Raw genomic sequence first — 22,686 nt, forward strand, 5'->3', positions numbered from 1 at the left:
GCGGAGGGCGTGCGGTGTGACCCAGGTCGCAGCCCAGGGGCGCGTGAGGTGCCTTTGCACGTCCGTCAATGTGACCGGCGCCGCACGCCGGGGAGTTGGAATGTGCCCGGGGGTCTTGTGTCAGCGCGGCTCGAAGGCGACGGGGCTCTCGAAGGCGGCGCGCCGGGTCCCCCGGCGCAGTGCCCTGAGCACGGCCGGACCGAGGAAGAAGGTCAGGACGACCGTGACGACGGCGCGGCCGAGGTCCCAGCCCAGGGAGGTCGCCACGCAGTAGGCGAGGAAGCGGGTCAGGTTGGCGGCGAGCCCGGCGTGCGGGTCGAAGGCGATGCCGGAGGCGAGTGCGTTCATATAGGGCCAGCCCGCCAGGTTCATCATCGTGCCGTACGCGAACGCGGCCAGGAAGCCGTACCCGGCGAGCATCGTGGCCTCCCCGCGCCCCCGCAGCCGGTCGCCCGGCAGCAGCCCCGCGCCCAGGGTGAACCAGCCCATGGCCAGCATCTGGAACGGCAGCCACGGCCCGACCCCACCCGTCAGCAGGGCGGAGGCGAACATCGTCACGTTCCCCAGGACGAACCCGAAGCCGGGCCCCAGCACCCGACCGCTCAGCACCATCAGGAAGAACATCGGCTCGATGCCCGCGGTCCCCGCGCCGATCGGCCGCAGGGCGGCGCCGGTCGCGGCGAGCACCCCGAGCATGGCCACGGCTTTGGGACCGAGCCCCGACTCGGAGATCGTCGCCGCGACGACGGCGACGAGCAGCACGAGCAGCCCGGTGAAGAGCCAGGGGGCGTCCTGGGCGTGTGCGCCGACCTGCGAGGCGGGGTCGGCGAACAGGGGCCAGGTGAACCCCGCGGCACCGACCGCGCTCACCAGTGTGAGGGCGGCGACGGAACGGGGGCCGAGGCGGACGGGACGGGCCTGGGGGGCGACCGATTCCGGCGTGCGGGGCGTCATGACGACAGTGCCTCCCGGACCTGGGCGACGGTGAGCCACTGCTGCGGGGCGAGGACCTTCGTCACCTGGGGCGCGAACGACGGGGACGCGACGACCACCTCGGCGGCGGGCCCGTCGGCGACGACCTCGCCGTCGGCGAGGATCACGACGCGGTGCGCGAGTTCGGCCGCCAGTTCCACGTCGTGGGTGGCCAGCACGATGGCGTGCCCCTCGGCGGCGAGCCGGCGCAGCACGGCCACCAGACGCGCCTTCGCCGCGTAGTCGAGTCCGCGCGTCGGCTCGTCCAGGAGCAGCAGTCGGGGCCGCGCCGTGAGGACGACGGCGAGTGCGAGCGCCAGCCGCTGCCCCTCCGACAGATCCCTCGGGTGGGTGTCGTCCGCGACGCCCGGCAGCAGTGCGGACACCAGGGCCCGGCAGCTGCCGGGGGAGGCCCCCGCGTCCCGGTCCGCTGCGGCGCACTCGGCGCCCACCGTGTCCGCGTACAACAGGTCCCGCGGCTCCTGCGGCACGAGGCCCACCCGTCGTACCAGGTCGCGCGGGGCGGTGCGATGCGGCACCGCGCCACCGGCCCGTACGGAACCTCGGGACGGCTCGAAGAGCCCGACGAGCGCCGACAGGAGCGTGGACTTCCCCGCCCCGTTGCGTCCCATGAGGGCCACGGTCTCGCCGGCGGTGACGGTCAGGTCGACCCGGTGCAGGGCCTCGACGGCGCCGCGGCGGACGGCGAGGGAGGTGACGACGGCCGCGGGCTGGGGCGGCGCGGCGACCGGGGCGGTGCTTCGGCGCAGGAAGCGGCGTGCGGCGGGCGCCGCGTCGGGGCGGGGGCTCGTCCCCACGTGGGGCAACGGATCCCGGCCCGGTACGGGTGAGGCGCCCGCGAGCCGTTCGCGCAGGGCGTTCGCGCGGCGGCGGGCGTCGCGGACCGTCAGGGGCAGGGGCGACCAGCCCGCCAGCCGGCCCAGGTCCACCACCGGCGGATACACCGGGGAGACCGCCATGATCTCCGCCGGGGTGCCGACGACCGGACGGGCACCGGGGCCGGGGAGCAGGACGACCCGGTCGGCGTAGTGGACGACCCGTTCCAGCCGGTGCTCGGCCAGCAGGACCGTCGTACCGAGGTCGTGGACGAGCCGCTGCAGGACGGCGAGGACCTCCTCGGCCGCCGCCGGGTCCAGAGCGGACGTCGGCTCGTCGAGGACGAGGACCTTCGGATGAGGGGTGAGCACCGAGCCGATCGCGACGCGCTGTTGCTGCCCGCCCGACAGGGTGGCGATCGGCCGGTTCCTCAGGTCGGCCAGGCCCAGCAGGTCCAGGGTCTCCTCGACCCGCCGCCGCATGACGTCCGGGGCGAGCCCCAACGACTCCATTCCGTAGGCGAGTTCGTCCTCCACCGTGTCCGTCACGAAGTGGGACAGCGGATCCTGCCCCACCGTGCCCACCACGTCGGCGAGTTCACGCGGCTTGTGCGTACGGGTGTCACGTCCGGCCACGGTGACCCTGCCGCCCAGGGTGCCGCCCGTGAAATGCGGGACCAGTCCGTTCACCGCGCCCAGCACCGTGGACTTGCCGACCCCGGACGGACCGACCAGCAGCGTCAGTTCGCCTTCCGGGACCTCGAAGCCGACACCCTCGACGGCGGGTACGGCCGTACCGTCGTATCTCACGGAGACATCCTCGAAGCGGATCACGCGGACTCCTCGGGGGCGGGGGTGACGAACGCGGGCAGCAGACCGAGCAGGACGCCCGCGGCGGGGAGCAGGGGCAGCGCCGGAGCGGTCAGGGGCACGACGCCAGGATGCAGGGCGGCGGGATCCAGGGCGGCGGCCACGGCCACCACCGCCGCCGCCAGGATCCCGGAACCGGCGACCAGCCACGCCCGTGCGCCCCATGTGTCCGGGCGGTAGCGGGTGCGCGGCGAGCGCCGGCCGCCGAGCCGGAGCCCGGCGAGGGCGGCGGCGAGGCCCGCGAGCAGGCCCGGCAGACCGTAGACGCCCCCTTCCGCCGTCAGGAGTCCGTACGTTCCCGCGCAGACGCCGAGGAGACCCCCCAGGGTGAGGGCGGCGGTGGTGCGGCGGACGGCGGGCGGGACGTCGGCGGTGCGGCCGAAGCCGCGCGCGTCCATCGCGGCGGCCAGGGCGACCGAGCGCTCCAACGCCCCCTCCAGGACCGGCAGCCCGACCTGGAGCAGCCCGCGCAGACCCCGGTCGGGCCGGCCGCGCAGCCGGCGCGCCGCGCGCAGGCGCCGGACGTCGGCCACGAGGTGCGGGGCGAAGGTGAGCGCGACGACGACCGCCACGCCCGTCTCGTACAGGGCGCCCGGGAGCGCCTTGAGCAGCCGGGCCGGATTCGCCAGCGCGTTCGCGGCACCGACGCAGACGAGCAGCGTGGCCAGTTTCAGGCCGTCGTACAGGGCGAAGACAAGGCCCTCGGCGGTGACCCGGCCGCCGATGCGGATGCCCTGGGCCCAGTGCGGCAGGGGGACTTCGGGCAGGGTCAGGACGGTGTGGGTACCGGGAATGGGCGAGCCGAGGACCACGGCGAAGACCAGACGGATGACGAGGACGGCAAGGGCGAGCCGGGCGAAGGCCGCGTAGGAGCGGGACCAGGGATCCTGCGTGCGGCGGGCCGCGACGACGTACGAGGAGACGGCGACGAGGAGGGCCAGCACGAGGGGGTTGGTGGTGCGGGTGGCCGCGGCGGCGAGCCCCAGTGACCACAGCCACCAGGCGCCCGGGTGGACGGCCGGTCGGCCGCGGCCGGTCGGGGGTGCCATCGTCAGCTCCTGCGGCGGCGCGCCTGCCACAGCGCCGCCGCGCCCAGTACGACCACGGCGGCGGCGCCCGCGAACACGCCCACCGAAGGCCCGTGGTGCGGCTCGCTCTTCGTCTGCGCGGGGCGCTTCTCGGCCGTCACCTGCTCGCCGCACCCCTGCCGCGGATAGCCCGCGATCGCGCACAGCAGGGCGTTCGTGTCGTAGCGGAGGGGCCCCGCGACCGCCGCGAGCGCGTCCGCCGTCGTCGCGTCCCCGGGTATGCGGGCGCAGGCCGTGCGCGCGGTGGGCGGGGTCTCGCCCGGGGGTGCGTCCGACGGCGTACCGAAGTCGATCAACAGCGCCACCCGCTTCTGACCCGCCCGTGCAGGCGTCCCGTCGCAGATGGCGGTGAAGTCCGCGGTGCCGCGTGGTGTGGTGGCGTCCTTGGAGTCCTCGCTGACGGCGAAGCGGAAGCCCTGGACGTCCCCGTCGGCCGGGCGGGCGGTCGAGGGGCCCTGGGTGGCGTAGGTCCAGTGGCCGCCGTCGCGCTCCCAGAAGGACCAGTAGCGGTACCCGACGGCCTGTGCCTGGCCGGCGGCCCCCAGCAGCAGGAGCAGAGGGGCCAGGAGCAGGGCGCAGACACGGCGGCTCACGGCTGACGCCTCCCGCCCCGGGAGGTGTACAGGATGCCACCGGCGGTCAGGGCGAGGAGGCAGGCGCCGACGATCCACGCGACGCGGAGGGGACCTTCGTCCTCGTCGGACTGCGCCGAGTCCTTGGCGGCGTCCGGCTGGGAGCCCTTGGCGTCGGGCACCGCCGCGGGGTCCGGTCCGGTCGCGTCCATGAGCTCGACCAGGTCCTGGCCGCCGAAGTCGCGCGGGTCCGAGCCCGCCGCCTTCGCGGCGAGGATCAGCTGGGCGTACGCGGCCGGTCCGCTCTGCTTCGCCCACTGCTTGTAGTGGGCCTCCAGCCAGCGCAGGGAAGGAGCGGCCTGCTCGCCCTGACCGACGGCGGCGAGCGCGACCACCGCGTCCGCCGTGTTGCCGTAGTCGGGCTGCGGTTTGGCGCCGGGCAGCGCCTGCGTGAGGTGCCTGTCCTTGGCCAGGGCCTTGCGGAGGTATGCGGCGCCGTTGTGTGCGGCCTGCCCAGGACCGGTGGCGTCTTTGCAGGTCAGGGGTGCGCGGTCCGGCTTCGTACCGTCCCCGGCCAGCCCCTTGCCGAGCGCTCCGAGCACGGCTGCCGCCGTCGCGTCCGCATTGGCCGCCAACGCACCCTTCTTGTCCGGCTGGTAGGCGAAGGCACCGGCCCCGTCGCCGTCGCAGGGGAGTGCGAGCTTCAGCAGCGCGTCGTAGGGGGACCTGCCGCCCTTGCGGACGTCCTGCGGCTTCTCGCCCGCGGCGGCGAGGGCACCGACGACCACGGACGTGGAGTTCGCGTCGCTGGCGCCGCCCGGCGCGTAGCCCCAGCCGCCGTCCGCGTTCTGCGCCGACTTCAGCCAGGCGACGGCCTTGCCGGTGGTGGCACCGTGCCCGCCGAGCGCGGCGAGGGCCTGGACGGCGGCGGCGGTGCTGTTGGTGTCGACCATGAGCTGGGCGTCGCAGGGTTTGGCGGTGTCGGCGCGGAAGGCCGCGAACGCCCCGTTCGCGCACTGCTGTCCGGTCAGCCAGTCCACCGCCGCGGTCGCGGGCCTGACACCCACGGTGTCCTGGGCGAGGAGGGTCAGCGACTGGCGCCAGACGCCGTCGTACGTCGGGTCCGTGCGGCCGTACAGTCCGTCGGGTATCACCGGGGACGGCGACGCGGACGGGGACGGTCCGGCGGCGACGGCGGGCGTGGCCGCGCCGATCACGGCGATCGCTGCCAGAGCCGCGGCGCTGCGGCGGAGGTTCATGTGCCACTCCCTGCGGGGAGCCGGGCAGCACGGAACACTCCGGGCGGCTCTGCTCCGTAGACCTCGACGGTGCCGCACACCGGCGGGCCGCCGGTGCGCGTGAGCCGGTCACGAACCGCACGGGGCAATCCGGCTCGCCACGTGTGTGGCTCACGGCTGCGGGTCAGCGCCGGATTTCCACCGGCTTCCCCCCGTACGGGTGCGAGAACGACCCGGCTACTGTACCCGTCGGTAGGAGCGGAGCCGAGGGCCCCCTATGAGCGGTGCGGGCGCCCGGACCGTGCGGGCCGGCTGCGAACAGGGTCTGTTCATGCGGACGGGGAGACCGCTGCCAGGTGCCGTCCTCGGTGAACTGTTCGGCCACGCACGCGGGTTCACCGAGGTCGAGCCGTTGGACGAAGCCGAGGACGAGATGTGCGCAGGCGCGTTCGGCGAGGCGTTGCTCGCATGGGTCCATGGGACTTGGTACCAGAGGTGTGACGCGGGGTGCGAGCGTCACACCGCCACGTACGTCACGGGATCGCTCGCCACCACCGCCTCCGCCCGCCCCAGCTTCACCAGTCGGCGAAGATGCGCCTCGGCCTCCGAGACCGCGATGTGCCGTGAACCGTACGGGATCTCGTCCCAGGGGCGGTTCCACTCCATGCGCTCGGCGAGCTGCCAGGGGGTCAGCGGGGTGCCGAGGAGGGCGAGGAGACCGCTCAGCCGCTCCTCGTGGTGCGTCAGCAACTCCCGGACGCGGGCGGGTGCGTCCGGGAAGGTGTGCTGGTGGGCCGGGAGCACCTCGGCGGGTGCGAGGCGGCCGATGCGTTCCAGGGAGTCGAGGTAGTCGCCAAGGGGGTCCCCCCGGTCGAGCGAGGCCGAGACTGGGAGAGGGTCGGTCACGGTGGCGTCGTCCGGGTCCTCGTACAGGCCGATGTGCGGGGTGATCTCCGGGAGCAGGTGGTCTCCGGAGAAGAGGCGGCCGTGACCGGGGAGCCCGGCGGGATGCTCCTCCTCCAGGTGGAGGCACACATGGCCGGGTGTGTGGCCCGGCGTCCAGATCGCGCGCAGCCGGCGGCCCGGGAGGTCGAGGAGTTCGCCGGGGACGATCTCGCGGTCGGGGAGCGCGGGGGAGAAGCCGGGCAGGCCGCCACGGGAGCGCGCGGCGCGCAGGGGTGCCAGATGCTCCTCGGGGGCGCCGGCCGCTGCAAGCTTGGCCTCCATGTAGGTGAACCAGCGCTCGCGACGGGTCTCGCGGGTCCTGCGGACGATCGCGGTGTCCGCCGCGTGCATCGCGATCCACGCCCCGGACGCCTCACGGACCCGCCCGCACAGGCCGTGGTGGTCGGGGTGGTGATGTGTGACGACCACCCCCGCGATCTCGGTGACCGAGGTGCCGCACGCCGTCAGCCCCTCGGTGAGAGCGTCCCAGGAGTCCGGGTCGTCCCAGCCCGTGTCGACCAGCACCGGACCGCCGTCGGTGTCGACGACGTACACCAGCGTGTGGCCGAGGGGGTTGTCAGGGATCGGGACCCTGATCGACCGTACGCCCCCGCCGTGATCGGCCGTCCGAGCCATGGATTCCCCAATCGCCGCCTTCCTGCCCACTATAACTAGAACATGTTTCGAAGGTAGCCCCGGTCACCTTTCGGGACGCCTGTCCCGTCCGTGGACTCCGTCGACCGGAACTGGTATCAGTTGCGTCACCTGATGGTTCGTCAGAGTATCCCCGGGGAGGCAGTCGGCCATGACCGAGCTCGTGGAACACGGACAGCTGTTCATCGGCGGGGAGTTGACCGACCCCCTGGGCAAGGACGTCATCGAGGTGGTCTCGCCGCACACCGAGGAGGTCATCGGGCGCGTGCCGCACGCCTCCCGGGAGGATGTGGACCGGGCGGTCGCCGTCGCCCGCCGGGCCTTCGACGAGGGGCCCTGGCCGCGGATGACGCTCGGCGAGCGGATCGAGGCCGTGACCAGGATCAAGGACGCGATCGCGGTACGGCACGAGGAGATCGCCCGCGTGATCTCCTCCGAGAACGGCTCCCCGTACTCCTGGAGCGTCCTCGCCCAGGCGCTCGGCGCGATGATGGTGTGGGACGCGGCGATCACGGTCGCACGGGGCTTCACCCACGAAGAGCGGCGCGACGGGGTCCTCGGGAAGATTCTCGTGCGGCGCGAACCGGTCGGGGTCGTGGCGGCCGTCGTGCCGTGGAACGTGCCGCAGTTCGTGGCCGCCGCCAAGCTCGCGCCCGCCCTGCTCGCCGGCTGCACGGTCGTCCTGAAGCCGTCGCCCGAGTCGCCGCTGGACGCGTACATCCTCGGTGGGATCGCGCGCGAGGCGGGGCTTCCGGAGGGGGTGCTGTCGATCCTGCCCGCGGACCGCGAGGTCAGCGAGTACCTCGTCGGTCACCCCGGCGTCGACAAGGCGTCCTTCACCGGGTCGGTCGCGGCCGGCAAGCGGGTGATGGAGGTCGCGTCGCGCCATCTGACCCGTGTGACCCTGGAGCTCGGCGGGAAGTCGGCGGCCGTGGTGCTGCCGGACGCGGACCTCTCCACGACGGTGGCGGGGATCGTCCCGGCCGCCTGGATGAACAACGGGCAGGCCTGTGTGGCCCAGACCCGCATCCTGGTGCCGCGCTCGCGCTACGACGAGTTCGCCGACGCCTTCGCCGCCGCGGCGAGCGCCCTCGTGGTGGGCGACCCGCTGGACCCGGCGACCCAGGTCGGTCCGCTGGTGGCCGCCCGCCAGCGGCAGCGCAACCTCGACTACATCAGGATCGGCCAGGAGGAGGGTGCCAAGGTCCTCACCGGCGGCGGGCGTCCGCCGGGCCTGGATCGCGGCTGGTACGTGGAGCCGACCCTCTTCGGTGACGTCGACAACGCCATGCGGATCGCCCGCGAGGAGATCTTCGGGCCGGTCGTCTGCCTGCTCCCGTACGGCGACGAGGGCGAGGCCGTGAAGATCGCGAACGACTCGGACTACGGCCTGAGCGGCAGCGTGTGGACGGCGGACGTCGAGCGCGGCATCGAGGTCGCCCGGCGGGTGCGTACCGGCACGTACTCGGTGAACACCTTCAGTCTCGACATGCTGGGCCCCTTCGGCGGCTACAAGAACTCGGGCCTCGGGCGGGAGTTCGGGCCCGAAGGGTACGGGGAGTTCCTGGAACACAAGATGATCCATCTGCCGGCCGGCCACGGGGAGGCGTAGCGCATGGGAGACCGCTGGCACATCGAGGTCGACCGCTCGGTCTGCATCGGCTCCGCGCAGTGCGTCCACCGTGCCGCCGAGGCCTTCCGCCTCGACGCGGCCCGGCAGTCCCACCCCGTGGAGCCGGACGCCGACGCGGGTGAGCAGATCCTGGACGCGGCGGAGAACTGCCCGGTGGAGGCGATCGTGATCACACTGGTGGGGAGCGGGGAGCCGGTGTTCCCGCCGGAGGACTAGATCATCGAGGACGAGTGTCCGGATTGCCCAAAAAATATTGATTACGGGGGTTCCATCCGGTGGTGCCGGTGATAATCTGAAAGTCGCCTACGGGGCGAGTGAGGAAACTCGACCGGAAGCTGCCGACTTCGGCGTGAGACTTCGGTTTCCGCTGGGGCCGACATCGGTCGGCCGAGGGGCTGGAAGGTCGAAAGACCGGAAAGTCATCCAAACCCGTCTCGTAGGTCTTTTCGTGCCCGCAGCGCCTGTGCGCGCGGTTTCCCTCCGTGCGTGGACGCGGCTAGAGCCTCTCGCCGGGGCCGGTGAGGTCGATCAGCCGGCACACCGTCTCGATATCGATCTTGACCTGGGCGATGGAGGCACGGCCGGAGAGCCAGGTGATCAGGGCCGAGTGCCAGGTGTGCTCGATCACCCGGACCGCGGAGAGCTGCTCCGGGGTCGGGTCGTCCAGGCCCATGGCGTCCAGGATGATGGCCGTCGTCTGACGGGAGACCTGGTCGACCTCGGGGGAGACGCTGCGGTCCGCGAAGGTCAGTGCGCGCACCATGGCGTCGGCCAGATGCGGCTCGCGCTGGAGCGCGCGGAAGGCGCGCATCAGGGTCTCCGCCACCCGCTCGGCGGCCGTCTCCCCGGTCGGTGGCTTCTTCCGGAGGGTGCCGTGCATGTGCTCCAGCTGGTCCTGCATGGTGGCGACCAGCAGATGCACCTTCGAGGGGAAGTAGCGGTACAGCGTGCCCAGGGCCACCTGCGAGGACTCCGCCACCTCGCGCATCTGCACCGCGTCGAAACCGCCCCGGCTGGCCAGCTGTGCACTCGCGTGCAGGATCCTGCGACGGCGAGCCTCCTGCCGCTCGGTCAGCGGCGGTGAGGCCGGCTGAGCCGCCGGTCGCGCGGTACTGGCTGGCACCTTGGCTTCCGCAGGCATGGATCCCGTTCCGTGACAGTCGGTGAGGGCGGGCGGTCAGACAGCATGGCAGGGTGTCGGTCGTGGCGCGAATCACCTGATCCATCGCTCACAGTGGCGCTACCTGCCGGTAGATTCAGAGCCTCTACGATCAAGTCTGAAACTTGTTCTAGATTACCGTCCCGGCGTAATCTCGCGGGAAAATGGCAGGGAGAAGGGGCCGAGAGTGACCGCTGAGGCCAGGGAGGCGGGTCCCCAGGAGGGCTTGGCCGCGGACGGGGACCGCCCGTTGCGCATCGCGCTCCTCACCTACAAGGGAAACCCGTTCTGCGGCGGTCAGGGTGTGTACGTACGGCACCTCTCGCGCGAACTGGTCCGGCTCGGCCACCGGGTCGAGGTGATCGGCGCACAGCCGTACCCCGTGCTCGACGAGGGCGAGGACCTTCAGGGTCTGTCCCTCACCGAACTGCCCAGCCTCGACCTGTACCGGCAGCCCGACCCCTTCCGCACCCCGAGGCGCGAGGAGTACCGGGACTGGATCGACGCCCTCGAGGTCGCGACCATGTGGACCGGCGGCTTCCCCGAGCCGCTGACCTTCTCCCTGCGTGCCCGCCGGCATCTGCGCGCCCGACGCGGCGACTTCGACGTCGTGCACGACAACCAGACGCTCGGCTACGGCCTGCTGGGCGAGGTGGGCGCGCCGCTGGTGACCACCATCCATCACCCCATCACCGTGGACCGTCAGTTGGAGCTGGACGCGGCCCAGGGCCGGCAGCGGCGGCTCTCCGTACGGCGCTGGTACGCCTTCGCGCGGATGCAGAAGCGCGTGGCGCGCCGGCTGCCCTCGGTGCTCACCGTCTCCGGCACGTCCCGCCAGGAGATCGTCGACCACCTCGGCGTCTCGGGGGACCGTATCCACGTCGTGCACATCGGCGCCGACACCGATCTGTTCTCGCCGGATCCCGCGGTGCCGCAGGTGCCGGGACGGATCGTCACGACGTCCAGCGCCGATGTCCCGCTCAAGGGACTGGTCTTCCTGATCGAGGCGCTCGCGAAGGTGCGGACCGAGCACCCCGAAGCGCATCTGGTGGTGGTCGGCAAGCGGGCGCAGGACGGGCCGGTCGCGCAGGCCATCGAGCGGTACGGCCTCGAAGGCGCCGTCGATTTCGTCAAGGGCATCTCGGACGCGGAACTGGTCGACCTGGTGCGGTCGGCCGAGGTGGCCTGTGTGCCCTCGCTGTACGAGGGGTTCTCGCTGCCGGCCGCCGAGGCGATGGCGACAGGCACGCCGCTGGTGGCCACCACCGGTGGTGCCATACCGGAGGTCGCGGGACCGGACGGCGAGACGTGCCTCGCGGTGCCGCCGGCCGACGCCGGCGCGCTGGCCGCCGGGCTGAGCCGGCTGCTCGGGGACCCGGAGCTGCGGGCACGGCTCGGCGCTGCCGGACGCGAGCGCGTGCTGCGGCGCTTCACCTGGGTGAAGGCCGCCGAGGGCACGGTGGCGCGGTACCGCGAGGCCGTCGCCGCCTCCGCCCGCCCGGATTTCCGCCGCTCCGCGGCCACGGCCTCGGCACATGCCGCACACAGGGCCGAAGAAGTGGCGGCCGAGGAGACGGCCGCCGCCGAAGAAATCGTCGTACCCGATCGCGAAAGCAGGGCCACGTGCTGACCGTCGACTTCTCCCGGTTCCCGCTCGCCCCGGGAGACCGGGTCCTGGACCTCGGCTGCGGTGCCGGACGGCACGCGTTCGAGTGTTATCGGCGTGGAGCCCAGGTCGTGGCCCTCGACCGCAACGGCGAGGAGATCCGCGAGGTCGCCAAGTGGTTCGCGGCGATGAAGGAGGCCGGCGAGGCTCCCGAGGGCGCCACCGCGACCGCCATGGAGGGTGACGCCCTCGCGCTCCCCTTTCCCGACGAGTCCTTCGACGTCGTGATCATCTCCGAGGTCATGGAGCACATCCCCGACGACAAGGGCGTCCTCGCGGAGATGGTCCGGGTGCTCAGGCCGGGCGGACGCATCGCGATCACCGTGCCGCGCCACGGCCCCGAGAAGGTCTGCTGGGCCCTGTCCGACGCCTATCACGAGGTCGAAGGCGGCCACATCCGCATCTACCGGGCGGACGAACTCCTCGCGAAGATCCGGCAGGCCGGACTCAGGCCGTACGGCACGCACCACGCGCACGCGCTGCACTCGCCGTACTGGTGGCTCAAGTGCGCCTTCGGCGTCGACAACGACAAGGCGCTGCCGGTGCGCGCGTACCACAAGCTCCTGGTCTGGGACATCATGAAGAAGCCCCTCGCCACCCGGGTCGCCGAGCAGGCGCTGAACCCGCTGATCGGCAAGAGCTTCGTGGCCTACGCGACGAAGCCGCATCTGCCCCGCCTCTCCGGGGCTTTTGAGGCGGCCGGTCAGTGACGACCCCCCGGACAGAACACCTCGTCCTGCCCGGGGTCCTCACCGCCGAGCAGGCCGCCGCGACCGTTCGCGGGATCCTCGACGTACAGCGGGAGGACGGAGCCATCCCGTGGTTCCGCGGGCACCATCTCGACCCGTGGGACCACGTCGAGGCGGCCATGGCGCTGGACGCGGCCGACGAGCACGCCGCGGCCGAGCGGGCCTACGAGTGGCTGGCCCGGCACCAGAACGAGGACGGGTCCTGGTACGCGGCGTACGCCGACGGGGACCCGCAGGACGTCACCGATCGCGGCCTGGAGACGAACTTCGTCGCCTACGTGGCCGTGGGGGTGTGGCACCACTACCTCGCGACCGGCGACGACACGTTCCTGGACCGGATGTGGCCGACGGTGTACGCGGCCGTGGAGTTCGTGCTGCGGCTCCAGTTGCCCGGTGGGCAGATCGGCTGGAAAGGCGAGGACGACGGCACGGCCGTCACGGACGCGCTGCTGACCGGCTGCTCCTCGATCCACCACGCGCTGCGCTGCGCGCTCGCGATCGCCGAGCAGCGCGAAGAGGCCCAGCCGGACTGGGAGTTGGCGGTGGGTGCGCTGCGGCACGCGATACGCCGGCACCCGGAGCGATTCCTGGACAAGGACCGTTACTCGATGGACTGGTACTACCCGGTCCTGGGGGGTGCCCTTGTGGGCACGGAGGCGAAGGAGCGCATCGAGGCGGACTGGCACCGCTTCGTCGTGCCCGGTCTCGGAGTGCGTTGCGTCGTCCCCAACCCGTGGGTGACCGGCGGCGAGTCGGCCGAACTCGCCCTGGCCCTGTGGGCCGTGGGCGAGTCCGACCGCGCGCTGGAGATCCTCCAGTCGATCCAGCACCTGCGTGATTCGGAGACGGGCCTGTACTGGACGGGTTACGTCTTCGAGGACCGGACGATCTGGCCGAAGGAGCTCACCACCTGGACGGCCGGCTCACTGCTGCTGGCCGTGGCCGCGCTCGGCGGCGACGAGCCGACGTGTGCGGTCTTCGGAGGCGAACGCCTGCCGTGGGGCCTGGAGGCCGACTGCTGTGCCTAGTGCTGTGGCTGAAAGGGTTTGCCGGTGAGCCTTTCCGGTCGCGGCACTGGAAGCGGCTCAATGCCGGTGGATCCGGTGGGCGATGGCGTGGCCCACGAAGAGGTAGACCACGGCGGCCAGCCCGTAACCGGCGACCACGCGCGCCCAGGCCTCGTCGAAGGTGAACAGGTCGTGCGACCAGCCCGCGAGCCAGTTCGCCGCGTCGTGGACGAACTGCACCAGGTCGTTGGCGCGGTTGGCGTCCAGCAGGTACATCAGGATCCACAGGCCCAGGATGAGGGCCATGACGTCGGCGACGATCGCGATGACCGTGCCGGCCCGGTCCGCACCGTTGCGATATCGGGGAGACATGTTCTTCGGGTTGCCCGTCGACGTCGTTCGAAACATGTGCGACCGCGGCACATCCCTTGTGGGACAAGGGAATCACCCGAACGGCCCGGCCCGATCGGCGTCCCGGGAGGGGATGTGTGACGCTGCCGTGAGAGCCGTGGTCTCCCGGCCCTGGAGACGTACCGTTCCTCACAGGCCGGAGGATCCCGTGTCCCGACCGATACGCGCCCTCGCCGTGACGCTCGCGATGTGCTCCACCCTGTTCGCCGGAGCCGCCTGCGGTGGTCGCAGTGCCGTGCAGGAGGCCGCCGGCGCCTACATCGTGGTCGCCACGCCCTCCCCGAGCACCCCTGCGGAGCAGCAGAAGTTCGCCAGGAGCCGCTTCGTGGCGAACGCGGGGCTCGCGGCCGGGGCGACGTACCAGTGGATCGTGAAGCCGTGGAAGGCCGGCACGTTCAAGAAGGGCGCGAAGGGGCGGAAGGCCGCCCTGGCGAAGGCGGGCCTGGCGGGTACGTTCGCGTACAACCGGCTCAAGGCCGCCCGGCACAACGCCCAGGGCGACCCCGCGCTCGCCAAGGCCCTCGCCCCGCTCGCCGCGGGCATCGACGGGCTGGGGAACCTGCCGTCGCGGCTGCGCAACGGCGACGAAGCGGCGGCGAGTTCCTTCGCCGACGTGGTCGGCAGGACGAAGAGCGTGAGCAAGGGCATGGGCACCCCGGTCAGGAACCAGTACCCGACGGCCAGACAGCTCGCGGCGGGCTGAGACGGACCACCGCGGGAGCCGGGGCACCGCCGCGCAGCGTCGCGGGGCGGTGCCCCTACGCGTTCAGTTCGGCCAGCACCCGGAGCGTGTGCGGGTCCGGAGCCAGGGCCAGCAGGTCGGTCACCGGGCCCTTGCGCCACAACTCCAGCCGCTCCGCGATCCGTTCACGCGGACCGACGAGCGAGATCTCGTCGGCGAAGGCGTCGGGCACGGCCTGCACCGCCTCCTGCCGTCGGCCCTGAAGGAACAGCCGCTGGATGCGCCGCGCCTCCTCCTCGTACCCCATGCGTGCCATGAGGTCGGCGTGGAAGTTCCGTGCCGCCTGCCCCATGCCGCCGATGTAGAAGCCGAGCATGGCCTTGACCGGTAGCAGTCCCTGCGGGACGTCGTCGCAGACGCGCACCTGTGCCATGGGGGCGACGAGGAAACTCTCGGGCGCCTCGGCCAGGGCGGGTCCGTAGATCCCGGACCGGGTCGGCGACCAGTACAGCGGCAGCCAGCCGTCGGCGATCCGGGTCGTCTGCGCCACGTTCTTCGGCCCTTCGGCGCCGAGCAGGATCGGCAGGTCGGCGCGGAGGGGGTGGGTGATCGGTTTCAGCGCCTTGCCGAGCCCGGTGCCGTCCGGTCCGGAGTAGGGCAGGCGGTGGAAGCGGCCGTCGAGCGCGACCGGGGCCTCGCGCCGCAGGACCTGGCGTACGAGGCCGACGTACTCCCGGGTGGCGGTCAGCGGCGAGGCGGGGAACGGCCGTCCGTACCAGCCCTCGACGACCTGCGGTCCCGACAGCCCGAGGCCGAGCATCATACGTCCGCCGGAGAGGTGGTCGAGGGTGAGCGCGTGCATCGCGGTCGTGGTCGGGGAACGGGCCGCCATCTGGGCGACGGCCGTGCCCAGCTCGATCCTCGACGTCTGCGCGGCGATCCAGGTCAGCGGGGTGAAGGCGTCCGAGCCCCAGGACTCGGCGGTCCACACCGAGTGGTAACCGAGCCGCTCGGCCTCCCGCGCCAGCGTGACATGGTCCGCCGCGGGGCCACGGCCCCAGTAGCCGAGTGCGAGTCCGAGCCGCATGTCGCCTCCAGCTGTGCCCTTCTGACGGTCCGTCAGTCAACGAGCGCCGGGCTGCGACTGTACGGCAACGGCCCCCCGCCCGGAAGGGCGAGGGGCCGTAGGCGAAGTGGGTCAGCCGCGCTGGATGCCGCTCGTGTCCTGTAGCACACCGCGGCGGCCGTCCTGCGTCTGGGCCACCAGAGCGGGGCCACGCTGCTCGACGGCCAAGTACCAGGTGCCGGGCGCGAGTTCGGCGATCGGCGTGGGAGAGCCGTCCTCCGCGTAGAGGGGACGCGGCACCGGCACGGCGAACCAGAACGGCGAGAAGTCCCCGCCCGGAGCCTGCTGCGGCTGCCCGCCGAACGGCTGCCCCTGCTGCGGCTGGCCGCCGAACGGCGGCTGCTGGGCGCCCGGGTAGCCGTAAGCGCCCTGCGGCTGCCCGCCGTAGGGCTGGGGCGCGGCCGGCCTGGGGGCGGGGACGAGGGCGGCCTGCAGCGCCGGGACCAGGGGAGTGGCGACGGCGGCGGCCGCAAGCAGAAGGGCGGCGATGAAGCCGAGGATGAGGCCGGTGCCGGCGTTGTCGGCGTCGATGAGCGTCCACAGCAGCACCCAGGTCGCCGAGATGGTCAGCGTGGTGCCGGCCACTCCCAGGTCCAGACCCGCGACCTTGCGAGGCGCCGGGAGCAGACGGGAGACCACGACCAGCGCACCGCCGACCACACCCGCCACGTAGGTGCCGAGCCCGAGTCCGAGGCTGTCCCAGGCGTTGGGCAGGTCGATGGTGCCGCAGATCGCACCGCTGCAGCCGGTGAGGTCGAGGAACGACGTGATGAACAGCAATACCGCTGCTCCGATCACCACGCCGTCGCCTCTAGTGAGGGAGCGGATATTCACTTCGGGTCCTTCGTCTGTCGTCTCGTCGTCGGTGGAGGCGTCGCTGTCACCATGTCGCCCTCGGGCCGGGGTGGGAAGCGCAGGGGTGGCCCCTCATCGTAGGGATGACACTATCGTTCGCCCGATCTGCATGTCCGCCGGGTTCGGACCGGTGATCACTACCCGCGCAGGAAACTCACGATTCCCTCAGAGATCCCCTGCGCCGCCTTCTGCCGCCACGCGCCGCTGGTCAAGGACGCCGCGTCCTTGCTGTCGCGCATGTTGCCGCACTCGATGAACACTTTGGGAACCGTTGACAGATTGAGACCGCCGAGATCGCTCCGCACGACGAGACCCGTACCGTTGCCCACATAGTTGGACGGAGCGCTTCCGGTGACGCGGACGAAACTGCCCGCGACGCGCTCGCCGAGGTTCCGCGAGGGGGCGGCGATCCGACGGGTGTCGGCCGAGCCCGCGTGCACCGATGCCGGGGCGATGACGTGGAAGCCCCGGTCGCCGGTCGGCGCACCGTCCGCGTGGATGGAGATCGCCGCGTCCGCGTGTGCCTCGTTGCCGATGCGCGCCCGCTCGTCCACGCACGGGCCCCACGGACGGTCGCCGTCCTGGGTGAACTTCACCGTGGCGCCCTGCTTCTCGAGGAGCGTACGCAGCCGCCGGGCCACGTCCAGCGTGAACCGGGCCTCCGCGTAACCGGAATTGGTGGATGTGCCTGTGGTGTCGCACTCCTTGCGGTTCGTCCCGATATTCACTTTGCGGTCGATCTCGGAGGAGTGCTGGAAGTTGCCGGGGTTGTGTCCCGGGTCGATGACGACGACCTTGCCTGCGAGAGGACCGGCGCCTGCCCGTGTGGTGGCCGGCGTCCGATCGGGTGGTGTGGCGCTCCGTCTGCCGTCCTGCGGTGTGGACGCCGTGGCGGAGCCGGTGGCCGAGGAGCTCGTCACGGGCGCCGCACCGGACCTGCCGCCGCCGGTGTCGGCGACCGCCTCGTAGACCAGCCACCCCACGAGCGCGGCCGGCACCAGCGCGGCGACCGCCACCGTCATCGGACCGCGCCGGGAGCGACGCGGCTGGGGAGGTTCGAAGCCGGGACCCACGTACGACATGCCTGCGACCCTAACGGCTGCGACATACGCGCCGCTCTAAGGGCGCGATTCGCTTGCCGCCTGCGTTCGCTTCAGGACGCGCAGCGAGTCGGTCGCCGAGACCTCCGTGAAGGCGCCGGACTCCAGCGCCCTGAGGTAGACACGGTAGGGCGCCTGGCCGGTGAACTCGTCCTCCGGCTCGGGGAAGACGTCGTGGATGACGAGCAGCCCCCCCGGTGCCACATGGGGGGCCCAGCCGTCGTAGTCGGCGTTCGCGTGCTCGTCGGTGTGGCCGCCGTCGATGAAGACGAGGCCGAGGGGGGAGTTCCAGAAGGCGGCGATCTGCGGGGAGCGGCCGACGACGGCGACGACGTGCTCCTCCAGGCCCGCCCGGTGCAGGGTCCTGCGGAACGTGGGCAGCGTGTCCATCAGGCCGGTCTCGGGGTCGACCGTCTCCGGGTCGTGGTACTCCCAGCCCGGCTGCTGCTCCTCGCTGCCGCGGTGGTGGTCGACGGTGAGCGCGGTGATGCCGGCCGCGCGGGCCGCGGCGGCGAGCAGGATCGTGGAGCGCCCGCAGTACGTGCCGACTTCCAGCAGCGGCAGCCCGAGCCGTCCGGCCGTGACGGCGGCCTCGTGCAGCGCGAGCCCCTCGTGGAGCGGCATGAACCCCTTGGCGGCCTCGAACGCGGCCACGATCTCGGACGGGGGAGGAGCCGGTCGCTCGAGGGAGGGTGCCGACGACATGGGGGTCCTTTCGGGAGTATGTGCGCGCAGGCGCCGTACGGACGGGACGGGCGTCGATGCGGACCTGTAGTCGCCCCATGCTGCCGCACCCACCGTCGCGCGGGCGACGGTGGGTGCAGGTGGTGCGGGGCGGTCAGGCGGAGACCGTCTCGCCCGGCAGGGAGAGGTCCAGGTCGACCGGGTGGTCGTCGCCGTGGTGGGTCGCCGAGGAGGCGAGCGGGGCGTGGCCCGCGGCCCTGGCGGCGAGGACGTACGGGCCCTCGGCCGGTACGGCCAGCACGTAGCTGCCGTCCTCCGCGGAGAGCGTGGCGCCCGCCTGGCGGCCCCTGCGGTCGATCAGCGTCACCTTGGCGCGGGCGACCGGGGCGCCGCCGGCGTCGAGGACGCGGCCGCGGAAGCCGCGCAGTGCCTCTTCGGCGCGCTTCAGGTTGGCCTCCTCCTCGCTGCTCGCGCGCAGCTGCGGGGCGCGGTCGGGCTTGGGCAGGAAGAGGGCCAGGGCCAGGCCGACGGCGACCGCGCAGGTCGCGATCAGGAACGAGACCTGGAAGCCGTGCAGCGTGGGGATCGCCAGACCGTCGACGTGGTTCGCGGTGTTGGCGAGCACCATGCCGATGACGGCACTGGAGACGGACGTACCGATCGAACGCATCAGGGTGTTGAGGCCGTTGGCGGCGCCCGTCTCCGAGGCCGGGACCGCTCCGACGATCAGGGCGGGCAGCGAGGAGTAGGCGAGGCCGATGCCCGCGCCCAGGACCACCGAGGTGATCACGGTCTGCCAGGCGGTGTCCATCAGGCCGAGTCCGCCGCCGTAGCCGAGGCCGATGATCAGCAGGCCGAGGATGAGGGTGACCTTGGGGCCGTACTTGGCGGACAGCCGCGCGTAGACCGGGGCGGTGAACATCATGGTCAGACCGAGCGGCGCCACGCACAGGCCGGCGACCACCATCGACTGGCCCAGGCCGTAGCCCGTGGCGGCGGGCAGCTGGAGCAGCTGCGGCAGGACGAGCGTGACGACGTAGAACGAGACGCCGACCATGATCGAGGCGAGATTGGTGAGCAGCACCTCGCGGCGGGCCGTGGTGCGCAGGTCCACCAGCGGCGCGCTCAGCCGCAGCTCCAGCAGGCCCCACAGGAGCAGGACCACGACCGCGGCCGCGAACAGGCCGAGCGTGGTGGCGGACGCCCAGCCCCAGTCGCTGCCCTTGGTGATCGGAAGCAGGAGCAGGACCAGGCCCGCGGACAGTCCGAGGGCGCCGAGCAGGTCGAAGGAGCCCTTGGCGCGGGCCTCGGACTCCGGCACCACGAGGAGGGTGAGGACGATCGAGAGGGCGCCGAGTCCGGCGGCGCCGAAGAACAGAACGTGCCAGTCGGCGTGCTGGGCCACCAGGGCGGCGGCGGGCAGGGCGAGTCCGCCGCCGACGCCGATCGAGGAGCTCATCAGGGCCATCGCCGAGCCGAGCCGCTCACGGGGGAGCATGTCGCGCATCAGGCCGATTCCGAGGGGGATCGCGCCCATCGCGAAGCCCTGGAGCGCGCGTCCGACGATCACCGGCAGAACGGTGCTGGTGAAACCGCTGATCAGTGCGCCGACCACCATCACGGCCAGGCTCGCGAGCAGCATCCGCCGCTTGCCGTAGAGGTCGCCGAGGCGGCCCATGATCGGTGTGGCCACGGCGCCCGAGAGCAGGGTGGAGGTCAGGACCCAGGTGGCGTTGCTGGGCGAGGTGCTCAGCAACTGCGGCAGATCCTTGATGACAGGGACGAGCAGGGTCTGCATCACCGCGACAACGATTCCCGCGAAGGCGAGTACCGGCACGATCGCGCCGGACGGCCTCCGAGCAGGCTGGTCGGTCGTCGTGTGCGTCATTGCGAGGGGCCTCCAGGCCGAAAGTGAAGAGGCGCGGAGGAGTCGTTCGCGAGATCCGCGCAGGATAAGTGCCCGGTAAACCTCGTATGCACGGGCAACTATTCCGATGCTTTGGCATACTAACGAATCCTTGACCATTTCATGAAGAACTGATCTTTCGTCAGGGGCGCGGCCGGCCCAGGTCGTACGACCGAGCCGCCGATGGGACGAAATCCCGATGCCACGCACGCACGGAGGTCGGCAGTATGGCGTCCATGCTCCGAGCCGTCGAAGACTCCTCCGCGACCCGTCGTTCCACGCCGCCCACCTGGGTGGTGATCGCGCTCGCGTGCGCCGGACAGTTCCTCGTCGTGCTGGACGTGTCCGTCGTCAATGTGGCGCTGCCCTCGATGCGCGCCGACCTCGGGCTGAGTGCCCCGGGGCTCCAGTGGGTGGTGAACGCCTATGCGATCGCCTTCGCCGGGTTCATGCTGCTCGGCGGGCGGGCCGGGGACCTGTACGGGCGCAAGCGGATGTTTCTCGTCGGGCTCGCCCTGTTCACCGTGGCCTCCCTCGGCGGCGGACTGGCCCGGGAGGGCTGGGAGTTGCTGCTGGCACGGGCCGCGCAGGGACTGGGGGCGGCCGTGCTGGCGCCCTCGACGCTGACCCTGCTCACCGCGGCCGTACCGGAAGGGGCGGCACGTGCGCGGGCGATAGCGACCTGGACGGCCGTGGGCGCCGGCGGCGGTGCGGCGGGCGGGCTCGTCGGCGGGCTGCTGGTGGACGGCCTGTCGTGGCGGTGGGTGCTGCTGATCAACGTGCCGGTGGGAGCGGTCGTCCTGGCCGGCTCTGCCCTGGGGATCCCGCCCGCTCGAGCGGAGTCGAGGGCTGGGGGAAAGCTCCTCGAGAGCGGTACCGGGGACGGACGGCGCCTGGATCTGCCGGGCGCGCTGCTGGTGACCTCGGGGCTCGCCGCGCTCGCGTACGGGATCGTGCAGACGGAGGCGGAGGGCTGGGCGGCGGCCGCGACCCTGGTGCCGCTGTGTGCGGGGCTCGTCCTGATCGGGCTGTTCCTGGCCGTCGAGGCGCGGGCGAAGGCTCCGCTGATGCCGTTGGGCCTGCTGCGGCTGCGGTCGGTCTCCTCGGCGAACGCGGCCATGTTCGTCTCCGGTTCCGCGATGTTCTGCATGTGGTTCTTCATGACGCTGTACCTGCAGAACGTCCTCGGCTACTCGCCGCTGGACGCCGGTCTTGCGCTGGTACCCAGTTCCCTCGCGGTGGTGCTCGGCTCGAAGCTCGCGCCGCTGGTCATGCCGGCCGCCGGGGCGCGGAACGTGGCGGTGCTCGGAACGCTGGTCGCGGCGGCCGGGTTCGGCTGGCAGTCGACGATGACCGTGCACGGGTCGTATCCGACGACGATCATGCTCCCGGGGATCCTGATGATGCTGGGCGCGGGACTGGCGGCCACTCCGCTGGCAGCGCTGGCGACCTCCGAAGCGGCGCCGGGGGACGCCGGACTGGCGTCGGGGCTGATCAACACCTCGCGTACGATGGGCGGTTCGCTCGGCCTCGCGGTCATGTCGACGGTCGCGGCGACACGCACGGGAGGACGCGGGTCGGCGCAGGCCCTGACGGAGGGCTATGCGCAGGCGTTCCGCATGAGCGGTTGCCTGCTGCTGGCCGGGGCCCTGCTGATGCTGGCGTGGCTGCCGCGGAAGGTCGCCGCGCACTGAGCCGACGCACCGGCCCGCCGCACGGCGCTTCCGCGCAGACCCCGCGCTACAGCCATCCCTGCCGCCGGGCCTCGCGCATCGCCTCCATGCGGTTGCGGGTGCCCGTCTTGCCGATGGCCGAGGAGAGGTAGTTGCGCACCGTGGACTCGGAGAGGTGGAGCTTCGCGGCGATGTCGGAGACCGTCGCCCCGTCCACGGAAGCCTTCAGGACGTCGCACTCGCGCGCGGTCAGCGGGTTGGGGCCGGCGCTCAGGGCCGCCGCGGCCAGTGCCGGATCGACGACCGTCTCGCCGGTGAGCACCCGCCGGATCGCCGTGGCCAGGTCCTCCACCGGGCCGTCCTTGACCAGGAAGCCCGCGGCGCCCGCTTCCATGGCGCGGCGCAGATAGCCGGGCCGGCCGAACGTGGTCAGGATCAGCACCCGGCAGTCCGGGGTCTGCGAGTGCAGCTCGGCCGCCGCGTCCAGACCGCTCATGCCCGGGAGTTCGATGTCCAGCAGGGCCACGTCCGGGCGGTGGGCCAGCGCCGCGTCCACGATCGCGTCGCCCGCGGAGACCTGCGCGACGACATCGATGTCCTCCTCCATGCCGAGCAGCAGGGCGAGCGCGCCGCGCATCATGCCCTGGTCCTCGGCGAGCAGGACCCTGATGCATTTCGTCGGCCGGTGACTTCTGGGCATCTCGTCCACGGCCCAAGCGTACGGTGCGGGCATGTCCGCGGTGCGCGCCTCGGCGGCAGCGACACCACATGGCCCGCCGGCCCGACGACCGCCAGGACCACGATGTTCCCGTCGCGGTGCCGGCGGCTCGAACGCCCAGGAAGTGCCACGAGTCCTGGAC

21 protein-coding genes and 1 riboswitch are annotated in these 22,686 nt (G+C 72.3%); of the genes, 7 read left to right on the forward strand and 14 right to left on the reverse strand.

Annotation, left to right across the window (positions count from 1 at the left end):
* Positions 1 to 120 precede the first annotated feature (120 nt).
* The 6 genes from VXC91_RS09425 to VXC91_RS09450 all read right to left on the reverse strand — a co-directional run bounded on the left by VXC91_RS09425 (position 121) and on the right by VXC91_RS09450 (position 7,157).
* Positions 121 to 954, reverse strand: a complete 834-nt coding sequence (locus tag VXC91_RS09425; protein WP_329506555.1) for an ECF transporter S component — start codon at positions 952 to 954, stop codon at positions 121 to 123.
* Positions 951 to 2,642, reverse strand: a complete 1,692-nt coding sequence (locus VXC91_RS09430; RefSeq protein ID WP_329506557.1) for an ABC transporter ATP-binding protein — start codon at positions 2,640 to 2,642, stop codon at positions 951 to 953. Before VXC91_RS09430 ends, VXC91_RS09425 begins: the two co-directional genes overlap by 4 nt.
* A complete protein-coding gene (locus tag VXC91_RS09435) occupies positions 2,639 to 3,727 on the reverse strand; it encodes an energy-coupling factor transporter transmembrane component T (protein WP_345127184.1) in 1,089 nt (362 codons plus the stop codon). Before VXC91_RS09435 ends, VXC91_RS09430 begins: the two co-directional genes overlap by 4 nt.
* A 2-nt stretch (positions 3,728 to 3,729) precedes the next feature.
* Complete coding sequence (locus tag VXC91_RS09440) at positions 3,730 to 4,359, reverse strand: SCO2322 family protein (RefSeq protein WP_345127182.1); 630 nt, start codon at positions 4,357 to 4,359, stop codon at positions 3,730 to 3,732.
* On the reverse strand, positions 4,356 to 5,597 hold the full coding sequence (locus VXC91_RS09445; protein WP_329506559.1) for a prenyltransferase/squalene oxidase repeat-containing protein: 1,242 nt from the start codon (positions 5,595 to 5,597) through the stop codon (positions 4,356 to 4,358). The genes VXC91_RS09440 and VXC91_RS09445 overlap by 4 nt, the downstream gene beginning before the upstream one ends.
* Before the next feature lie 122 nt (positions 5,598 to 5,719).
* Positions 5,720 to 5,788: riboswitch (cobalamin riboswitch) on the reverse strand.
* 304 nt (positions 5,789 to 6,092) lie between these two features.
* Positions 6,093 to 7,157 (reverse strand): MBL fold metallo-hydrolase, encoded by a 1,065-nt coding sequence (locus VXC91_RS09450; RefSeq protein WP_329506560.1) that lies wholly within the window; start codon positions 7,155 to 7,157, stop codon positions 6,093 to 6,095.
* A 169-nt stretch (positions 7,158 to 7,326) separates the two neighbouring features.
* Here VXC91_RS09450 and VXC91_RS09455 point away from each other — a divergent pair, with 169 nt between their 5' ends.
* Positions 7,327 to 8,787, forward strand: coding sequence for an aldehyde dehydrogenase (locus tag VXC91_RS09455; protein ID WP_329506562.1), 1,461 nt, complete (start codon positions 7,327 to 7,329; stop codon positions 8,785 to 8,787).
* 3 nt (positions 8,788 to 8,790) lie between these two features.
* Positions 8,791 to 9,024 (forward strand): ferredoxin, encoded by a 234-nt coding sequence (locus VXC91_RS09460; protein ID WP_329506563.1) that lies wholly within the window; start codon positions 8,791 to 8,793, stop codon positions 9,022 to 9,024.
* Between the two features lie 280 nt (positions 9,025 to 9,304).
* Here VXC91_RS09460 and VXC91_RS09465 read toward each other — a convergent pair whose 3' ends face one another.
* Positions 9,305 to 9,949 (reverse strand): TetR family transcriptional regulator, encoded by a 645-nt coding sequence (locus VXC91_RS09465; protein WP_329506564.1) that lies wholly within the window; start codon positions 9,947 to 9,949, stop codon positions 9,305 to 9,307.
* Between the two features lie 205 nt (positions 9,950 to 10,154).
* Between VXC91_RS09465 and VXC91_RS09470 the strand changes: the two genes are divergently transcribed.
* The 3 genes from VXC91_RS09470 to VXC91_RS09480 are packed head-to-tail and all read left to right on the forward strand — an operon-like array spanning position 10,155 to position 13,410.
* Positions 10,155 to 11,597: a glycosyltransferase family 4 protein gene (locus VXC91_RS09470; RefSeq protein WP_329506565.1), complete on the forward strand. Its 1,443-nt coding sequence runs from the start codon at positions 10,155 to 10,157 to the stop codon at positions 11,595 to 11,597.
* Positions 11,591 to 12,343: a class I SAM-dependent methyltransferase gene (locus tag VXC91_RS09475; protein WP_329506566.1), complete on the forward strand. Its 753-nt coding sequence runs from the start codon at positions 11,591 to 11,593 to the stop codon at positions 12,341 to 12,343. Before VXC91_RS09470 ends, VXC91_RS09475 begins: the two co-directional genes overlap by 7 nt.
* On the forward strand, positions 12,340 to 13,410 hold the full coding sequence (locus VXC91_RS09480) for a prenyltransferase (RefSeq protein ID WP_329506567.1): 1,071 nt from the start codon (positions 12,340 to 12,342) through the stop codon (positions 13,408 to 13,410). Before VXC91_RS09475 ends, VXC91_RS09480 begins: the two co-directional genes overlap by 4 nt.
* A gap of 57 nt (positions 13,411 to 13,467) precedes the next feature.
* Here VXC91_RS09480 and VXC91_RS09485 read toward each other — a convergent pair whose 3' ends face one another.
* Positions 13,468 to 13,761, reverse strand: a complete 294-nt coding sequence (locus tag VXC91_RS09485) for a hypothetical protein (RefSeq protein WP_329506568.1) — start codon at positions 13,759 to 13,761, stop codon at positions 13,468 to 13,470.
* A gap of 187 nt (positions 13,762 to 13,948) precedes the next feature.
* Here VXC91_RS09485 and VXC91_RS09490 point away from each other — a divergent pair, with 187 nt between their 5' ends.
* A complete protein-coding gene (locus VXC91_RS09490; protein ID WP_329506570.1) occupies positions 13,949 to 14,503 on the forward strand; it encodes a hypothetical protein in 555 nt (184 codons plus the stop codon).
* Positions 14,504 to 14,558: 55 nt separating this feature from the next.
* Here VXC91_RS09490 and VXC91_RS09495 read toward each other — a convergent pair whose 3' ends face one another.
* The 5 genes from VXC91_RS09495 to VXC91_RS09515 all read right to left on the reverse strand — a co-directional run bounded on the left by VXC91_RS09495 (position 14,559) and on the right by VXC91_RS09515 (position 20,135).
* Positions 14,559 to 15,569, reverse strand: coding sequence for an LLM class F420-dependent oxidoreductase (locus tag VXC91_RS09495; protein WP_329506573.1), 1,011 nt, complete (start codon positions 15,567 to 15,569; stop codon positions 14,559 to 14,561).
* 111 nt (positions 15,570 to 15,680) lie between these two features.
* Positions 15,681 to 16,442 (reverse strand): DUF5336 domain-containing protein, encoded by a 762-nt coding sequence (locus VXC91_RS09500; RefSeq protein ID WP_329506574.1) that lies wholly within the window; start codon positions 16,440 to 16,442, stop codon positions 15,681 to 15,683.
* A gap of 158 nt (positions 16,443 to 16,600) precedes the next feature.
* A complete protein-coding gene (locus VXC91_RS09505) occupies positions 16,601 to 17,545 on the reverse strand; it encodes an N-acetylmuramoyl-L-alanine amidase (RefSeq protein WP_329506576.1) in 945 nt (314 codons plus the stop codon).
* 36 nt (positions 17,546 to 17,581) lie between these two features.
* Positions 17,582 to 18,268: a class I SAM-dependent methyltransferase gene (locus VXC91_RS09510; RefSeq protein WP_329506578.1), complete on the reverse strand. Its 687-nt coding sequence runs from the start codon at positions 18,266 to 18,268 to the stop codon at positions 17,582 to 17,584.
* A 133-nt stretch (positions 18,269 to 18,401) separates the two neighbouring features.
* The gene (locus VXC91_RS09515) at positions 18,402 to 20,135 is read right to left on the reverse strand and encodes an MFS transporter (RefSeq protein WP_329506580.1); all 1,734 of its coding nucleotides are present in this window, start codon (positions 20,133 to 20,135) and stop codon (positions 18,402 to 18,404) included.
* Between the two features lie 245 nt (positions 20,136 to 20,380).
* Between VXC91_RS09515 and VXC91_RS09520 the strand changes: the two genes are divergently transcribed.
* Complete coding sequence (locus tag VXC91_RS09520) at positions 20,381 to 21,847, forward strand: MFS transporter (RefSeq protein WP_329506582.1); 1,467 nt, start codon at positions 20,381 to 20,383, stop codon at positions 21,845 to 21,847.
* A 46-nt stretch (positions 21,848 to 21,893) separates the two neighbouring features.
* Here the strand turns inward: VXC91_RS09520 and VXC91_RS09525 are convergent, their stop codons facing one another.
* Positions 21,894 to 22,526, reverse strand: coding sequence for a response regulator transcription factor (locus VXC91_RS09525; protein ID WP_329506610.1), 633 nt, complete (start codon positions 22,524 to 22,526; stop codon positions 21,894 to 21,896).
* Positions 22,527 to 22,686 lie beyond the last annotated feature (160 nt).

The sequence above is a fragment of the Streptomyces chiangmaiensis genome (assembly GCF_036281785.1).
In the GTDB taxonomy this organism is placed as follows: Bacteria; Actinomycetota; Actinomycetes; order Streptomycetales; family Streptomycetaceae; genus Streptomyces; species Streptomyces chiangmaiensis.

Excerpts from the sequence above, each read along its gene's own strand:
- VXC91_RS09435 (WP_345127184.1), bottom strand. The coding sequence starts at position 3,727 with ATGGCACCCCCGACCGGCCGCGGCCGACCGGCCGTCCACCCGGGCGCC.
- VXC91_RS09455 (WP_329506562.1), top strand. The coding sequence starts at position 7,327 with ATGACCGAGCTCGTGGAACACGGACAGCTGTTCATCGGCGGGGAGTTG.
- VXC91_RS09450 (WP_329506560.1), bottom strand. The coding sequence starts at position 7,157 with ATGGCTCGGACGGCCGATCACGGCGGGGGCGTACGGTCGATCAGGGTC.
- VXC91_RS09525 (WP_329506610.1), bottom strand. The coding sequence starts at position 22,526 with ATGCCCAGAAGTCACCGGCCGACGAAATGCATCAGGGTCCTGCTCGCC.
- VXC91_RS09515 (WP_329506580.1), bottom strand. The coding sequence starts at position 20,135 with ATGACGCACACGACGACCGACCAGCCTGCTCGGAGGCCGTCCGGCGCG.
- VXC91_RS09485 (WP_329506568.1), bottom strand. The coding sequence starts at position 13,761 with ATGTCTCCCCGATATCGCAACGGTGCGGACCGGGCCGGCACGGTCATC.
- VXC91_RS09425 (WP_329506555.1), bottom strand. The coding sequence starts at position 954 with ATGACGCCCCGCACGCCGGAATCGGTCGCCCCCCAGGCCCGTCCCGTC.
- VXC91_RS09495 (WP_329506573.1), bottom strand. The coding sequence starts at position 15,569 with ATGCGGCTCGGACTCGCACTCGGCTACTGGGGCCGTGGCCCCGCGGCG.
- VXC91_RS09445 (WP_329506559.1), bottom strand. The coding sequence starts at position 5,597 with ATGAACCTCCGCCGCAGCGCCGCGGCTCTGGCAGCGATCGCCGTGATC.
- VXC91_RS09510 (WP_329506578.1), bottom strand. The coding sequence starts at position 18,268 with ATGTCGTCGGCACCCTCCCTCGAGCGACCGGCTCCTCCCCCGTCCGAG.
- VXC91_RS09465 (WP_329506564.1), bottom strand. The coding sequence starts at position 9,949 with ATGCCTGCGGAAGCCAAGGTGCCAGCCAGTACCGCGCGACCGGCGGCT.
- VXC91_RS09505 (WP_329506576.1), bottom strand. The coding sequence starts at position 17,545 with ATGTCGTACGTGGGTCCCGGCTTCGAACCTCCCCAGCCGCGTCGCTCC.
- VXC91_RS09520 (WP_329506582.1), top strand. The coding sequence starts at position 20,381 with ATGGCGTCCATGCTCCGAGCCGTCGAAGACTCCTCCGCGACCCGTCGT.
- VXC91_RS09460 (WP_329506563.1), top strand. The coding sequence starts at position 8,791 with ATGGGAGACCGCTGGCACATCGAGGTCGACCGCTCGGTCTGCATCGGC.